Source organism: Streptomyces sp. NPDC041135, from assembly GCF_055592085.1.
Map to the genome: position 1 here is coordinate 71,671 of NZ_JBVIYZ010000016.1, position 15,473 is coordinate 87,143.

Sequence of the window (15,473 nt, forward strand, 5' to 3'; positions counted from 1 at the left end):
TCACTGCTGCGCCACCGCGACGCTGTCACCGGTCGCGAGGCGGGAACGGCGGTAGCCGTACACGAAGTAGAACACGAGCCCCACCGCCATCCAGGCACCGAAGACCACCCAGGTGACGGCCGACAGGCTGCCCATCATCCACACGCAGAACAGGAAGCCCAGCGCGGGCAGCACCGGCGACAGCGGCACCCGGAAGGTGCGGGGCATGTCCGGGCGGGTCCGGCGCAGCACCACGACGGCGATGTTGACCAGCCCGAAGGCGAACAGCGTGCCGATGCTGGTGGCGTCGGCCAGCTGGCCCAGCGGGATCGCGGCGGCCAGGACACCGCAGAACAGGGAGACGATGACGGTGTTGGCGCGCGGGGCGCCGGTGCGCGGGTGCACCCGGGCGAAGACCTTGGGCACCAGGCCGTCGCGGGACATCGCGAACAGGATGCGGGTCTGGCCGTAGAGCACGGTCAGCACGACGCTGGCGATGGCGACGACGGCGCAGGCGGCCAGCAGGGTGCCCCAGAAGCTGTGCCCGGTGACGTCCGTCATGATCTGGGCGAGGGCGGCCTCGGAGTCGTTGAACGTCCGCCAGGGCCTCGCGCCCACGGCGACGGCCGCGACCAGGACGTACAGGGCCGTGACGATCACGAGGGACAGCATGATGGCGCGCGGCAGGTCGCGCTGGGCGTCCTTCGCCTCCTCACCGGCGGTGGAGGCGGCGTCGAAGCCGATGTAGGAGAAGAACAGGGTGGCGCCGGCCGCGCTCACCCCGGCCATGCCGAGCGGCATGAAGTGGGCGTAGTTGCCGGACTTGAAGCCCATGAAGCCGATGGTGCAGAACAGCACCAGCGCGGCGATCTTGACGCACACCATGACGGTGTTGGCGCGTGCCGACTCCTTCGCGCCGCCGAGCAGGAACGTCATCGCGAGCAGGACGACGATCAGGGCGGGCAGGTTGAAGATGCCGCCGTCGCCGGGCGGGGCGGAGAGGGCGTCCGGAATGGTGACGCCGAGGGTGCCGTCGAGCAGCTCGTTGAGGTACTCGCCCCAGCCGACGGCCACGGCGGCGACCGAGACGCCGTACTCCAGGACCAGGCACCAGCCGCAGATCCAGGCGATCAGCTCGCCCATCGTTGCGTACGCGTACGAGTAGGAGGAGCCGGCGACCGGGATGGTGCCGGCCAGCTCGGCGTAGGACAGGGCGGAGAACAGCGCCGTGAGGCCGGCGATCACGAAGGAGAGCGTCACCGCCGGTCCGGCCTTGGGGACGGCCTGGCCGAGGACGACGAAGATGCCGGTGCCAAGGGTGGCACCGACGCTGATCATGGTCAGCTGCCACAGCCCGAGGGAGCGCCGCAGCGAGCCTCCCTCACCGTGGCCGCCCTCGGCGACCAGGCGTTCCACGGGCTTGCGGCGCATGAGGCGCGCGGCGACGCCCGGGGACGCGGGGTCGGCCGATCTGCCGAGGGGCGGGGGTGCGCCGTGGTCGAGCACGCGCTGGCTCCTTTTCGCTGCCGGTCAGGGTGGGTGGGGGCGACGGCACCCTGCCGGGGCAGGAACCCGCCGAGCGGAAGTCCCCGCCGCACCACGTACGTCGCAGAACCCTACGAGGCCGGACTTCACGAGCGTAATGCAGCAACCTTGCGCATACCCGCATGATCATTGCGTTCATCCGCCCGGGATGCCCATTCGTTGCGCCCGGACGTACCGACCGTTGCGCCGCCGGCCGGCGCCAGACCGGTGAGGTCGCGGGCCGGGTACGCCGACGGCCCCCGCCGGGCCCGGCGCTGAGCAGCGCGGGGGGCCGGCGGGGGCCGTGCGGAACGGGGTGCGGATCGAGGTGCGGATCGGCTCCGGCAGGGCAGTCCGGGATCAGCTCCAGCTGGCGTGCAGGGGCTTGCCCTCGGCGTAGCCGGCCGCGCTCTGGATGCCGACGATGGCCTTCGCGGCGAACTCCTCCAGGGAGGCGGCGCCGGCGTAGGTGCAGGACGAGCGGACGCCCGCGATGATCGAGTCGATCAGGTCCTCCACACCCGGGCGGGAGGGGTCGAGGAACATCCGGGAGGTGGAGATGCCCTCCTCGAAGACCGCCTTGCGGGCGCGGTCGTACGCCGACTCCTCGGAGGTGCGGTTGCGCACGGCGCGCGCCGAGGCCATGCCGAAGGACTCCTTGTAGGCGCGGCCGTCGGCGTCGTGCTGGAGGTCGCCCGGGGACTCGTAGGTGCCCGCGAACCAGGAGCCGACCATCACGTTGGACGCGCCGGCGGCGAGCGCCATGGCCACGTCGCGCGGGTGGCGGACACCGCCGTCGGCCCACACGTGCTTGCCGTGCTTCCTGGCCTCGGCGGCGCACTCCAGGACCGCCGAGAACTGCGGCCGTCCGACGCCGGTCATCATGCGGGTGGTGCACATGGCGCCCGGGCCGACACCGACCTTGATGACGTCCGCGCCCGCGTCGATGAGGTCCTTGACGCCCTCGGCGGAGACGATGTTGCCCGCCACGATCGGCACCCGGGGGTCGAGGTCGCGCACCAGCTTGATGGCGGTGATCATCGATTCCTGGTGACCGTGGGCGGTGTCGATGACGAGGGTGTCCACGCCCGCGGCGAGCAGCTGCCCGGCCTTGGCCACGAAGTCGCCGTTGATGCCGACGGCGGCGGCGATCCGCAGCCGTCCGTGCTCGTCGGTCGCCGGGGTGTAGAGCGTCGCCCGCAGGGCGCCCTTGCGGGTCAGGATGCCGGCCAGGCGGCCGTCCCGGTCGACGGCCGGGGCGTAGCGCCGGTTGGCCGCGTCCAGCCGGTTGAAGGCCTCGCGCGGGTCGATGTCCGCGTCGAGCAGCAGCAGGTCGCGGGACATGACCTCGGCGAGCTGGGTGAAGCGGTCGACGCCGGTGAGGTCCGCGTCGGTGACCACGCCGACGGGCCGCTGGTCGCCGTCGACGACGACACCGGCGTTGTGGGCCCGCTTGGGCAGCAGGGCCAGGGCGTCGGCGACGGTCTGGTGCGGGGCCAGCACGATGGGGGTGTCCAGCACCAGGTGGCGGCTCTTGACCCAGGAGATGACGTCGGTGACCACGTCGATCGGGATGTCCTGCGGGATCACCACGAGGCCGCCGCGCCGGGCCACCGTCTCCGCCATCCGGCGGCCCGCGATGGCGGTCATGTTGGCGACGACGAGCGGGATGGTGGTGCCCGTGCCGTCCGGCGAGCTGAGGTCCACGCCCAGACGCGAGCCGACCGCGGAGCGGCTCGGCACCATGAACACGTCGTCGTACGTCAGGTCGTACGCGGGCTGGATGTCATTGAGGAAACGCACGTGCTGCACATCCCAGTCGATCAGAGGTGACCCACGGCCGGGTCGGCCAAGGGCAAAGCACGTACTTCATTCTCCCACGGGGACCACCCGGCGGGCCCCCGGCGAAACATCCAGGCTGGCCGCAGGGGCCTTGGACAAAAGTCCAAGGCCCCTCACGGCGGAGCCCCGGGTGCCCGCCGTCCCCCGCGGCCGCGGGTCAGGGACCGTCCGGGTCCGCGCGGTTGAGCGCGGGCCGGGGTGCCGGTCCCGCCGCCATCAGGTAGTCGGCGGCCGAGGTGTCCGTGACCAGGCTGGTGACCAGGCCGGAGCGGAGCACCGCGTCGATGGCGGACGCCTTGCGCTGCCCGCCCGCGATGGCCACCACCTCGGGGATCCGGCGCAGCTGGTCGGCCTTGACGGTGATGCACCGCTCGCCCAGGTCGCGCCCGATCCGGCGGCCCTCGGCGTCGAAGAGATGCGCGGACATCTCGGCGGCGACGCCGAGCGAGGCGTAGTGCGCGCGCTCCTCGTCGGTGAGCATGTCGTGCACCGTGGAGATGCCGGGCTCCCAGGAGCCGATGGAGACGCAGGCGACCGTGACCTTGTCGAAGTACTCGAAGGCCCGGGCGATGCCGGTCTGGTGGCGCAGCGCCCCCGCGGTGGCCTCGTCGGGGAGCAGCATCGGCGCGTAGATGGGGTGCGCGTCCCCGCCGGAGACCTGGGCGGCGCGGCGCACGGCCTCGACCGAGCCGCGCTCGGCGGTCCCGGCGTCGTACACGCCCGTCAGCTGCACCACCGTGCAGGGCGGCAGCCGGTCGAGGGCGGCCGCCATGTGGATGGTCGACCGGCCCCAGGCCAGGCCCAGCACCCCTCCCTCGTCGACGAGTTCGCCGAGCAGGTCGGCGGCCACCTCCCCCAGGTTCTCGGGGTCGGGGGTCTCCTCGGCGTCGGCCGGGGACTCGACCACCACCGCGTGCCTGAGGCCGTAACGGGCCCGGAGCGCGTCCGAGCGCTCGGCGTCCAGTTCGGCCGGGACACGGATCTCGATGCGTACGAGATCCCGCTCGAGGGCGGTCTCCAGGACGCGGGCCACCTTGAAGCGGCTGACGCCGAACTCCTCGGCGATCTGGATCTTGGACTTCCCCTCGAGGTAGAAGCGGCGGGCCATGGCCGCCGCCTGCACCAGCTCAGCGGGTCCCATCCGCATGGCTGACCGGCCCGCCGACATACCCGACACGGCGATCTCCTCACTGCTGTTCACACTCTGGTGTTCACACTCTGGATTCGCCGTTCATCCTCGCAGATCCGGCGCGCTCGATCCGCCCTGATGGACGGCGTACCCTCAGCTGTTCACGTAGCCGTGGCTCAGTGGCCGCACGCCCAGCTGGCCCTGGCGGTCGCGCCCTCCGCCTGCGTGCGCAGTGCACGTACCGCCTCGGCCGGGTCCTTCGCCCCGTAGACGGCCGAACCGGCCACGAAGACGTCGGCCCCGGCGTCCGCGCACCGCTCGATCGTCGACGCCGAGACGCCTCCGTCGACCTGCAACCACAGCTCGAGTCCGTGCTTGGCGATCAGCTCGCGGGTGCGGCGGATCTTGGGCAGCATGATGTCCAGGAACGCCTGCCCGCCGAAGCCCGGTTCTACCGTCATGATCAGCAGCATGTCGAGTTCGGGGAGCAGGTCCTCGTACGGCTCGATGGGCGTCGCGGGCTTCAGCGCCATGGAGGCGCGGGCGCCCTTGGCGCGGATCTCACGGGCCAGCCGCACTGGCGCGGCCGCCGCCTCGACGTGGAACGTGACGGACGAGGCGCCCGCCTCCACGTACTGCGGCGCCCAGCGGTCGGCGTCCTCGATCATCAGGTGGCAGTCCAGCGGGGTGTCCGTCGCCCGGGCCAGGGACTCCACGACCGGCACACCGAGCGTGAGGTTCGGGACGAAGTGGTTGTCCATGACGTCGACGTGGAGCCAGTCGGCGCCTTCGACCGCCCGTGCCTCGTCCGCGAGGCGGGCGAAGTCGGCGGACAGGATGCTGGGGTTGATCTGCACGGCCATGCCCCAAGACTGCCATGCCCGGGCACGTTTGTTCGCCCCGGTGCCGCTCCGCTTCCGTCCCGTCGGTCAGCCGGTCCGGCGGATCAGGGCCAGGTACATGGCGTCGGTGCCGTGCAGGTGCGGCCACAGCTGCACGTCGGGGCCGTCGCCGAGCGCGGGCACGCCTGGCAGCAGCGGGCGGGCGTCGAGCAGTTCGGTGTCCGGGTGCTGCTTGAGCACGTCCTGCACGACGGCCCGGGTCTCCGCCAGGTGCGGCGAGCAGGTCGCGTAGCCGACCACACCGCCGGTCCGGACCGACTCCAGCGCGGTGCGCAGCAGGCCCCGCTGGAGCGGCGCGAAGCTGTCCAGGTCCTCCGGGCGCCGCCGCCACCGGGCCTCGGGGCGTCGGCGCAGGGCGCCGAGGCCGGTGCAGGGCACGTCCACCAGCACCCGGTCGAAGGCGCCGGGACGCCACGGCGGCCGGGTGCCGTCGGCGGCGATGACCTGGTACGGCCCCGGGTTCCCGGCCAGCGCCTTGGCGACCAGCCCGGCCCGGTGCGGCTGCTTCTCCGAGGCCAGCAGCACGGCCCCGCGCTCGGCGGCCAGGGCGGCGAGCAGCGCGGCCTTGCCGCCGGGCCCGGCGCACGCGTCGAGCCACTTCTCGTCCGGTCCCTCCAGCGGCGCGTTCGCCAGGGCCAGGGCGACGAGCTGGCTGCCCTCGTCCTGGACGCCGGCCCGCCCCTCGCGCACCGCCTCGATGGCGCCCGGCTCGCCGCCCTCGGTGAGCCGCACGGCGTACGGCGACCAGCGCCCCGGTACGGCGGCCTCCGCGGCCAGCAGTTCCTCGGTGGTGGCCCGGCCGGGGCGGGCGACGAGAGTGACCTCGGGCCGCTCGTTGTCGGCCTCCAGCAGCTCCTCCACACCGGCCCGCCCGCCGCCCAGCGAGTCCCACAGGGCCGAGACGACCCAGCGGGGGTGCGAGTGCACGACGGAGAGGTGGTCCTCGGGGTCCTCGTCATAGGGCGGCGCGACCTTCTCCAGCCAGCCGTCGAGGTCGTGCTGGGCCACCTTGCGCAGGACGGCGTTGACGAACTTCGCCCGCCCGTCGCCGAGCACGACCCGGGCCAGCTCGACGGAGGCGGAGACCGCCGCGTGCGTCGGGATGCGCGTGCCGAGCAGCTGGTGGGCGCCGAGGCTGAGCACGTCAAGCACCGGCGGGTCGACCTCCCGCAGCGGCCGGTCGACACAGGCGGCGATGATCGCGTCGTAGGTTCCCTGCCGGCGCAGCGTGCCGTAGACCAGCTCGGTGGCGAGGGCGGCGTCCCGGCCGTCGAAGTCGCCCTTCTCCCGCGCCTTGCGCAGCAGCGGCGGCAGCACGAGGTTGGCGTACGCGTCCCGCTCGTCCACCGCGCGCAGCGCCTCGAAGGCGAGGATGCGGACGGGGTCCTTCTGGGGACGGCGGTAGGGCTTGGCGGGCCTGCGGGGCCGCCGGGAGGACTCGCTCACGAAAAAGGTGCTCCGGGTGTGAGAAGGGTGCGAGCCCCAGCCTACGTCCAGACGTCACCGCCGGGACCGGCGGAGGGCGGCACCGCGGGCACCGCCGGAGGGCGGCACCGCACGCGGTGCCGCCCGCGGCGACCGCTCAGCCGCCCAGCGTCTCGCCGTCGGCGATCCGCACACCGCGGGCCCAGTCGGCGGCCCGCATCGGCTTCTTGCCCTGGGCCTGCACCCACACCAGCTCCACCGCGTACGAACCGGTGCCCGCGTGCACGCTGTTCTTCCCGACCGCGAGCCGCCCGGGAACCAGGTCGGTACGGGCGGGCACCGGCGTGACCTGGATCAGCTTCAGCCGCTCGCCGCGGAACGTGGTCCAGGCGCCGGGGGCGGGCGTGCAGCCGCGCACGACCCGGTCCACGCGCAGGGCCGGGGCGCTCCAGTCGACCCGGGCGCCCTCGACGGTGATCTTCGGCGCCAGGGTGACGCCCTCGGTGGGCTGCGGTACGGCCTTCAGGGTGCCGTCCTCGATGCCGTCCATGGTGGCCGCGAGCAGCCCGGCCCCGGCGAAGGCGAGCCGGGTGAGGAGGTCGCCGCTGGTGTCGGTGGGCCGGATCTCCTCGGTGACCGTGCCGTACACCGGCCCGGAGTCGAGACCCTCCTCGATGAGGAAGGTGGACGCTCCGGTGATCTCGTCGCCCGCCATGAGGGCGTGCTGCACGGGAGCCGCGCCGCGCCAGGCGGGCAGCAGCGAGAAGTGCAGGTTGACCCAGCCGTGCGCGGGGATGTCGAGGGCGACCCGGGGCAGCAGCGCGCCGTAGGCGACGACGGGGCAGCAGTCCGGGGCGATCTCCGTCAGCCGCCGGAGGAAGTCCGGGTCGCGCGGCTTCGCGGGCTTCAGCACCTCGATCCCGGACTCCTCCGCCCGGTCGGCCACCGGGGACGCGACCAGCCTGCGCCCCCGCCCGGCCGGTGCGTCGGGCCGCGTGACGACGGCGGCCACCTCGTGCCGCCCGGAGGCGAGCAGGGCGTCCAGGGCGGGAACGGCGACCTCGGGGGTACCGGCGAAGACGAGCTTCATGGGCGGGATCGGGCCTCTCGGGCGGGGGTGGACGGGCAGCGCACCAGTCTAGGACCAGCGGCAGGTCAACACCCCGGTGAGGCGGGTGCCCGCCGCTTGCTCGACGCCCCGTGAGGCGGGTGTCCGACGCCCCGTGGAGCGGCTGGAACGGGAGGCGGGTGGTGCGCGGGGCGGGTGTACGGCGTGCGTGCCGCACCGCGCGCCCCCACCCCGTTACCAGCGGCGCGCGTACGCGTTGGTCAAGGAAGAGTTGACCACAAAGGGCCGCCCGCGCGGCCCAATTCCTTTCAACGCCGGTTCGAGAGGCTTGTTCATGGCCGACCACGCAACCCACGACGCCCAGGCCCGGGCCAGCCTGCACTTGCTGGTGCGGGACATCGAGCGGGTCCGCCGGCAGGTGGACGCACTGCGCACCCTCACCGCCCAGCTGGGCAACGTCTACCGTCCGCGCCGCTCCGGCCCCTCCACGGGCTTCGTCGTCTACGGGCGCGCTCCCGCGCCGACGGTCCGCCTCGCCCAGGAGCTGCGGGACAGCGTCGAGACGCTGGTCACGGCCGCCGTGGACTTCGACCGCTCGCTCGGCTTCTCCTGGGACGCGGTGGGGTCCGCCCTCGGTGTCACCAAGCAGGCGGTGCACCGCCGTTACGGCGCCCGCCGCGCCGCCACCCAGGCCGCCGCCGAGGCCGAGCGGGCCACCGAGCCGTCGGGCACCCGCACGGTCAACGTGAACGCCGGTCTGCCGGCGGTACCGACCGTCCCCGCGGCCCGCTCCATGCCGACCCAGCCGACCGCGGGCAGCCCCACGCTCCGCGAAGAGATCCGGCCGACCGCCTTCCCCGGCCCCCGCAACGGCTGACCCGACCTCTGTCCCTGCCCTCCCGGCGCACACCCGGGAGGGCAGCCGTGTGTCGGCAGGCCCGGCAAGCGCCGGCGGCCCCTCGGTGGCCGTCCGCCCGCTGTCAGCCGATGTCCGGCGGATCGATCCGCACCCGTACCGCCTCGCCGCCGCCGCGGGCCATGCGGGCCGCCTGTGCCGCCTTCAGGGCCGACGCCAGGGCGGCGCCGCTGCCCGGCGGCACCCGCACCAGCGCCCGCTCCCAGTGCTCACCGGGCGGCGGCGCACCGGGCCGGCGCGGGCGGCCGGGCAGGGTGGGCGGCACCGGGACCGGTCCCAGCACCTCCGCGTCCGCCGGCAGGCTGACCGCGCCCAGGAACTCGGCCAGCGCCTCGGCCGGCCCGGACACGGCCGCCATCCGCGACACCGGCGGGAACCCCAGCTCCGCCCGCTCCGCCAGCTCCCGCACCGCGTGCCCGACGGGGTCCCACCGCACCAGCGCCTGCACGGGGCGCAGGGTCGGCTCGGCGACGACGACCACGGTCCCCCGCTCGCCCTGCGCCCGGACCAGCGCCCCGGCCGCGATCCACCGCCGCAGCGCGTCCTCCCCGGCCCGCAGGTCGGGCCGTCCGAGCATGGCCCAGCCGTCCAGCAGCAGCGCCGCCGCGTACCCGCCCTCGGCGACCGGCTCGGCCCCCGGGGTGCTCACCACCAGCGCCGGCGTGCCCGGCACCGTGTCCAGCACGTGCTCACGCCCCGAGGTGCGCACCGGTACGGCCGGGAAGGCCCGCCCCAGTTCCTCGGCGGTCCGGCGGGCGCCGACGACCTGGGCCCGCAGCCGGAAGCCGCCGCACTCGGGGCAGTGCCAGGCGCTCTCCTGCTGTCCGCACCACTCGCAGCGCAGTGCCCCGGAGTCCTGTCCCTGCAGCGGCCCCGCGCAGTGCCGGCACCGCGCGGACGCACGGCACCGGTCGCACGCCATGCGCGGCACGTAGCCCCGCCGGGGCACCTGGACCAGCACGGGGCCGTGCCGCAGTCCCTCCCGGGCCACCTGCCAGGCCAGGGTGGGCAGCCGGGCGGCGCGCGCCGCCTCGTCCCGGGCCAGGTCGCCGTCGCCGACGGTCCGCACCAGCGGCGCGGCCAGGCGCACCTGCTCGCGCCCGGACACCAGTGGCCGCGCCCAGCCGGTCTCCACCAACTGCGCACCCTCCACGGTGCAGCTCCAGCCGCCGAGCAGGAAGCCGCACCGGTCCAGCGCGGCACGCAGCAGCAGCACGTCCCGCGCGTGGGGCTGCGGCGCGTGCTGCTCGCTGTGGCTGTCGTCCCCGTCGTCCCACACGGCGACCAGGCCCAGGTCCCGCACCGGCGCGAACATCGCCGCCCGCGTCCCCACCACGGCCCGCACCGAGCCGCGCCGCACCGCCAGCCACTGCGCGTACCGCTTCTCGGGCCCGGCGTCGGCGGTCAGCAGCGCGTGCCGCCCCTCGCCGAGCAGCGCGGTCAGCGCGGCGTCCACCCGCGCCGCGGCCCGGCCGTCGGGTACGACGACGAGCGCGCCGCGTCCCGAGGCGAGCGCCGCGGCGACGGCCCGGGCCAGCTCCTCGCTCCAGCCCGGCCCCGGCAGGGCGTTCCACACCGCGCGCGGCGATCCGCCGGCGGCCAGCGACTCGATGAAGGCGGCGCCCTGCTCGTACCGTGCCCAGGACCCGGCGCCCGGTGGGGCGGGCGGTGGCAGCGGGGCGGGCGAGGGTCGCCGCTCGGCCCGCGCGCTGCGCGGCGGCACGGCCAGCTGGAGGACGTCGGCGAGGCTTCCCGCGTAGCGGTCGGCCACGGCGCGGGCCAGGCCCAGCAGCTCCTCGCTCAGCACCGGCTCCGGCGACACCACCTGGGCGAGCGCCGCCAGCGGGCCCGCGTAGTCGGACTCGGCGCGCCGCTCCACGAGGAACCCGTCGATCAGGCCGCCGCCCTCCCGGCGCCCCTCCCGCACCCGGCCCCGCCCCGCGCCGAACCGGACCCGCACGCGCACCCCGGGCTGCGCCTGCGCGTCCAGCTCCTGCGGCACGGCGTAGTCGAAGTACCGGTCCAGGTGCAGCACGCCCTTGTCGACCAGCACCCGCGCCACCGGCAGCTCCCCGGCCAGCGCGGCGCCGCGCCAGGTCCGCGGTTTCGCCTTGGGCGCCTTGGCGCGGCCCTGGCGCACGCCCTCGCGGATGAGCGCGAGCTGCTCCGCCGGCGCGGGCGCCTCGCCCTCGCCGTCCCCCGGCCCGTTCTCGCTGCTCACGCTTGCATTCTTACCAAACGGCACTGACACCCGGCACACACGAACGCACCCACGCACGCGCGGACTGCTCCGGCGAACGGCCGGGAACGCGCCGGGGCCCGGCCTCCCGCGAGGGAGACCGGGCCCCGGCACGAAGCCCTGGCGGTGCTCAGCGGCCGGCGGCCTTGCGCAGCGCGTCCACGCGGTCGGTGCGCTCCCAGGTGAAGTCGGGCAGCTCACGGCCGAAGTGACCGTACGCGGCGGTCTGGGAGTAGATCGGGCGCAGCAGGTCGAGGTCGCGGATGATGGCGGCCGGGCGGAGGTCGAAGACCTCGTCGATCGCCTTCTCGATCTTCTCGACGTCCACCTTGTGGGTGCCGAAGGTCTCCACGAAGAGGCCGACCGGCTCCGCCTTGCCGATGGCGTAGGCGACCTGGACCTCGCAGCGGGAGGCCAGGCCCGCCGCCACCACGTTCTTGGCGACCCAGCGCATGGCGTAGGCGGCCGAGCGGTCGACCTTGGACGGGTCCTTGCCGGAGAAGGCGCCGCCGCCGTGGCGGGCCATGCCGCCGTAGGTGTCGATGATGATCTTGCGGCCGGTGAGGCCGGCGTCGCCCATCGGGCCGCCGATCTCGAAGCGGCCGGTCGGGTTGACCAGCAGGCGGTAGCCCTCGGTCTCCAGCTTGATGCCCTCGTCCAGGAGTGCCTTCAGCTCGGGCTCCACGACGAACTCGCGGATGTCGGGGGCGAGCAGCGACTCCAGGTCGATGTCGCTCGCGTGCTGCGAGGAGACGACCACCGTGTCCAGACGGACGGCCTTGTCGCCGTCGTACTCGATGGTGACCTGGGTCTTGCCGTCGGGGCGCAGGTAGGGGATGGTGCCGTTCTTGCGGACCGCGGACAGGCGGCTGGCCAGCCGGTGCGCCAGGAAGATCGGCAGCGGCATCAGCGTGGGGGTCTCGTCGCTGGCGTAGCCGAACATCAGGCCCTGGTCGCCCGCGCCCTGGCGGTCGAGTTCGTCGTCGTCGCCCTCGACACGGGTCTCGTACGCCGTGTCGACGCCCTGCGCGATGTCCGGGGACTGCGCGCCGATGGACACCGACACGCCGCAGGAGGCGCCGTCGAAGCCCTTCTTCGAGGAGTCGTAGCCGATCTCGAGGATCTTGTTGCGGACCAGGGTGGCGATGTCCGCGTAGGTCTTGGTCGTGACCTCGCCGGCCACGTGCACCAGACCGGTCGTGATCAGGGTCTCGACGGCGACCCGGGACGTCGGGTCCTCGCGCAGAAGCGCGTCGAGAATGGTGTCGCTGATCTGGTCAGCGATCTTGTCGGGGTGACCCTCGGTCACGGACTCCGAGGTGAACAGGCGACGGGACACAACGCTCCCTGTGGTTGCAGCGGCTGCTGGCTGATCATTGGCGGACGACGCGGGGGGCTGCGCCCGGCATCGCTCCGAGAACAGTTTATCGGTCGCACTCCGCCGCCGGCCCACCTGTCTCGCCTCTCGGGAGCGCTGTGACCTGCGGCATGGGCATTCTGCCCAATGGCCGGCGGCGTTGGCCAGGGCCGCCACGCCCGAAAGTCAGGTTTTGGGAAGCTGTCAAACGGCTGAAACAGTAGGGGCCAACCGGGGGACCACGAGGTCCCAGACGATGTCGGCGAGCGCCTCCTTCGGGCCGTGCGGCACCGGCGTCTCGCTGCCGTCGGCCCCCAGCACCACGGCCTCGTTCTCCTCGGAGCCGAACGTCTTGCGCTCCCCGACCTCGTTGACGACGAGGAGGTCGCAGCCCTTGCGTACCAGCTTGGCGCGGCCGTTGGCGAGGACGTCGTCGGTCTCCGCGGCGAAGCCGACGACGACCTGCCCGGGGCGCGCGCGATCGGCCGAAATCTCCGCGAGGATGTCCGGATTCCGCACCAGGACGACGGGCTCGGGGTCCTGGCCGTCCTTCTTCTTGATCTTCCCGGCCGCGTAGGCCGCGGGGCGGAAGTCGGCGACGGCGGCGGCCATCACGACGGCGTCGGCGTCCGCCGCGGCCTTCAGGACCGCCTCGCGCAGCTGGACCGCGGTGCCCACCTGGACGACGTCGACGCCGGCCGGGTCCGGCAGGCCGGTCTCGGCCGCCACCAGTGTCACCCGGGCGCCGCGGGCGGCGGCCGTGCGCGCCAGGGCGTAGCCCTGCTTGCCGGAGGAGCGGTTGCCGAGGAAGCGGACGGGGTCGAGGGGCTCGCGGGTGCCGCCGGCGGAGACGACGACGTGCCGGCCCGCGAGGTCGGGCGCGGTGGCGCCGCGGGTCAGCACCCGGCGGCAGACCTCGAAGATCTCGCCCGGGTCGGGCAGCCGTCCCTTGCCGGTGTCGGCGCCGGTGAGGCGCCCGACGGCGGGCTCGATCACGACGGCGCCGCGCCGGCGCAGCGTGGCCACGTTCTCCTGGGTGGCCGGGTGCTCCCACATCTCGGTGTGCATGGCGGGGGCGAAGACCACCGGGCAGCGGGCCGTGAGGAGCGTGTTGGTCAGCAGGTCGTCGGCGAGGCCGTGCGCGGCCTTGGCGAGCATGTCGGCGGTCGCGGGGGCCACCACGACCAGGTCGGCGTGCTGGCCGATGCGGACGTGCGGGACCTCGTGCACGCCGTCCCAGACCTCGGTGGAGACGGGGTGGCCCGACAGCGCGGACCAGGTCGCGGCGCCGACGAAGTGCAGCGCGGAGGCCGTGGGCACGACCCGCACGTCGTGGCCCGACTCGGTCAGCCTCCTGAGCAGCTCACAGGCCTTGTACGCGGCGATGCCGCCGCTGACCCCCAGCACGACCTTCGGCTTGTCCACCGTCTCTCCCCGGCTCGGCATCCTGCGCGCGGACGGCTCACCCGTACCGCTGCCTACGACTCGACGCGTACGGCTGGGCCGTACGACTCCATCAGACACCACAGGCCCGGCAGCGTGACTGCCGGGCCTGTGGAAGAACCTGCCGCGATGTGCGGATACGACTTACTGCGCCGGGCCCTCGATGGCCTCGGAGGTCAGCAGACCCGCGTTGATCTCGCGCAGGGCGATCGAGAGCGGCTTCTCGTGGACGTGGGTGTCCACGAGCGGACCGACGTACTCAAGGAGGCCCTCGCCGAGCTGCGAGTAGTACGCGTTGATCTGGCGGGCCCGCTTGGCCGCGTAGATCACGAGGCTGTACTTCGAGTCGGTGGCCTCGAGAAGCTCATCGATCGGCGGGTTGATGATGCCCTCGGGCGCGGTGATGGAAGAGGACACGCTCTACCTTCCGATGGGTGGGAGAGAATCTAGCGATGTGATCAGCCGGCCTGAGCAGACACGATCACACAATGTCCATCAAGGCTAGCAGCTCGCGGGCCACATCCTCGACGGAGGTGTTGACCAGCGTCTCGTCGAACTCCGGCTCCGCCGCCAGTTCGGTCCTGGCGGCCTCCAGCCGGCGCTCGATGACCTCGGGCGGCTCGGTGCCCCGCCCGGTGAGCCTGCGCACCAGCTCCTCCCAGGAGGGCGGGGCCAGGAACACCAGCTGGGCGTCCGGCATGGACTCGCGGACCTGCCGGGCGCCCTGGAGGTCGATCTCCAGCAGGACCGGCTCGCCCTTCTCCAGCCGCTCCAGCACGGCCGCACGGGGCGTGCCGTACCGGTTGCCGGCGAACTCGGCCCATTCCAGCAGCTCACCGTTGGCGATCAGCTTGTCCATCTCCTCGTCGGTGACGAAGAAGTAGTGGACTCCGTGCTGCTCGCCCGGGCGGGGCCGGCGGGTGGTGGCCGAGACAGAGAGCCAGACGTCGGGGTGTTCCTTGCGCATATGAGCGACGACCGTGCTCTTGCCGACCCCCGAGGGGCCGGAGAGCACGGTCAGCCGCGGACGTGCGTCCGGGGGCTCGGGGGTCGTCCCCCGGAGTGTTGCTGCCATGCGGCGATTATTCCAGTAATCCCGGAGTGCCCGGGACTCCCGGTCCCGCACGGGACCGGGCTCAGGACCCGGTGCTGCCGAACTCACGCTCCAGGGAGGCGATCTGGTTGGACCCGAGACCACGCACGCGGCGGCTCTCGGAGATGCCCAGTCGCTCCATGATCTGCTTGGCGCGGACCTTGCCCACGCCCGGCAGGGACTCCAGCAGGGCGGAGACCTTCATCTTGCCGATGACGTCGTTCTCCTGGCCCTGCTTGATGACCTCGTGGAGGGAGGCGCCGGAGTGCTTGAGTCGATTCTTGACCTCGGCCCGCTCCCGGCGAGCCGCGGCGGCCTTTTCGAGCGCGGCTGCGCGCTGTTCAGGGGTAAGGGGCGGAAGAGCCACGCCTACGTCACCTCGGATGTCGAACTGTCGGATACGGACCGGTGAGGAACCTAATCGCCCCACACCTGGGGAGCCACGAGCAACACGCTTGCCCGTTCTCCCCCCACTGCCTTGAAGGGCGTGGGAGGTGCCCCCACTGCTCGGAGACTAGCGGGCAAGTCCGCCGGAGTCAGCGAGAACAGCGGAAA

General features: G+C 73.5%; 13 protein-coding genes. 1 reads left to right on the top strand and 12 read right to left on the bottom strand.

Translation table 11 applies throughout. The features are described 5' to 3' along the window. From ACZ6CZ_RS28530 to fmt, 6 genes are all read right to left on the bottom strand, one after another. Entirely contained in the window at positions 1 to 1,485 is a 1,485-nt protein-coding gene (locus tag ACZ6CZ_RS28530) for an amino acid permease (protein WP_469026771.1), read from the bottom strand. A 378-nt stretch (positions 1,486 to 1,863) separates the two neighbouring features. Then, on the bottom strand, positions 1,864 to 3,306 hold the full coding sequence (locus tag ACZ6CZ_RS28535) for a GuaB1 family IMP dehydrogenase-related protein (protein ID WP_469026773.1): 1,443 nt from the start codon (positions 3,304 to 3,306) through the stop codon (positions 1,864 to 1,866). A 196-nt stretch (positions 3,307 to 3,502) separates the two neighbouring features. After that, the gene (locus ACZ6CZ_RS28540; RefSeq protein WP_469026776.1) at positions 3,503 to 4,546 is read right to left on the bottom strand and encodes a sugar-binding transcriptional regulator; all 1,044 of its coding nucleotides are present in this window, start codon (positions 4,544 to 4,546) and stop codon (positions 3,503 to 3,505) included. A gap of 104 nt (positions 4,547 to 4,650) precedes the next feature. Next, positions 4,651 to 5,337 (bottom strand): ribulose-phosphate 3-epimerase, encoded by a 687-nt coding sequence (gene rpe, locus ACZ6CZ_RS28545; protein ID WP_469026778.1) that lies wholly within the window; start codon positions 5,335 to 5,337, stop codon positions 4,651 to 4,653. Between the two features lie 66 nt (positions 5,338 to 5,403). Continuing rightward, positions 5,404 to 6,822: an RsmB/NOP family class I SAM-dependent RNA methyltransferase gene (locus tag ACZ6CZ_RS28550; RefSeq protein WP_469026780.1), complete on the bottom strand. Its 1,419-nt coding sequence runs from the start codon at positions 6,820 to 6,822 to the stop codon at positions 5,404 to 5,406. 136 nt (positions 6,823 to 6,958) lie between these two features. Beyond that, positions 6,959 to 7,891 (bottom strand): methionyl-tRNA formyltransferase, encoded by a 933-nt coding sequence (fmt, locus tag ACZ6CZ_RS28555; protein WP_469026783.1) that lies wholly within the window; start codon positions 7,889 to 7,891, stop codon positions 6,959 to 6,961. Between the two features lie 313 nt (positions 7,892 to 8,204). On the opposite strand from fmt, the gene ACZ6CZ_RS28560 reads away from it, so the two are divergent. Beyond that, complete coding sequence (locus tag ACZ6CZ_RS28560) at positions 8,205 to 8,747, top strand: hypothetical protein (protein WP_469026785.1); 543 nt, start codon at positions 8,205 to 8,207, stop codon at positions 8,745 to 8,747. 103 nt (positions 8,748 to 8,850) lie between these two features. Here ACZ6CZ_RS28560 and ACZ6CZ_RS28565 read toward each other — a convergent pair whose 3' ends face one another. The 6 genes from ACZ6CZ_RS28565 to ACZ6CZ_RS28590 form a co-directional block, all read right to left on the bottom strand. Next, positions 8,851 to 11,007, bottom strand: a complete 2,157-nt coding sequence (locus ACZ6CZ_RS28565) for a primosomal protein N' (RefSeq protein ID WP_469026786.1) — start codon at positions 11,005 to 11,007, stop codon at positions 8,851 to 8,853. A gap of 148 nt (positions 11,008 to 11,155) precedes the next feature. Then, positions 11,156 to 12,364 carry a methionine adenosyltransferase gene (metK, locus tag ACZ6CZ_RS28570; protein ID WP_469026789.1) on the bottom strand — a complete coding sequence of 403 codons (1,209 nt, stop codon included), beginning with the start codon at positions 12,362 to 12,364 and terminating at the stop codon, positions 11,156 to 11,158. A gap of 222 nt (positions 12,365 to 12,586) precedes the next feature. Continuing rightward, positions 12,587 to 13,807, bottom strand: coding sequence for a bifunctional phosphopantothenoylcysteine decarboxylase/phosphopantothenate--cysteine ligase CoaBC (gene coaBC, locus ACZ6CZ_RS28575; protein WP_469026792.1), 1,221 nt, complete (start codon positions 13,805 to 13,807; stop codon positions 12,587 to 12,589). Positions 13,808 to 13,969: 162 nt separating this feature from the next. After that, on the bottom strand, positions 13,970 to 14,242 hold the full coding sequence (rpoZ, locus tag ACZ6CZ_RS28580) for a DNA-directed RNA polymerase subunit omega (RefSeq protein WP_005319902.1): 273 nt from the start codon (positions 14,240 to 14,242) through the stop codon (positions 13,970 to 13,972). Between the two features lie 64 nt (positions 14,243 to 14,306). Beyond that, positions 14,307 to 14,900 carry a guanylate kinase gene (gmk, locus tag ACZ6CZ_RS28585; protein ID WP_469026794.1) on the bottom strand — a complete coding sequence of 198 codons (594 nt, stop codon included), beginning with the start codon at positions 14,898 to 14,900 and terminating at the stop codon, positions 14,307 to 14,309. Between the two features lie 61 nt (positions 14,901 to 14,961). Beyond that, positions 14,962 to 15,285, bottom strand: coding sequence for an integration host factor (locus ACZ6CZ_RS28590; protein WP_003977346.1), 324 nt, complete (start codon positions 15,283 to 15,285; stop codon positions 14,962 to 14,964). Positions 15,286 to 15,473 lie beyond the last annotated feature (188 nt).

Bases quoted from the DNA above. Each gene is read 5' to 3' on its own strand.
- fmt (WP_469026783.1), bottom strand. From the start codon at position 7,891: ATGAAGCTCGTCTTCGCCGGTACCCCCGAGGTCGCCGTTCCCGCCCTG.
- rpe (WP_469026778.1), bottom strand. From the start codon at position 5,337: ATGGCCGTGCAGATCAACCCCAGCATCCTGTCCGCCGACTTCGCCCGC.
- gmk (WP_469026794.1), bottom strand. From the start codon at position 14,900: ATGGCAGCAACACTCCGGGGGACGACCCCCGAGCCCCCGGACGCACGT.
- ACZ6CZ_RS28560 (WP_469026785.1), top strand. From the start codon at position 8,205: ATGGCCGACCACGCAACCCACGACGCCCAGGCCCGGGCCAGCCTGCAC.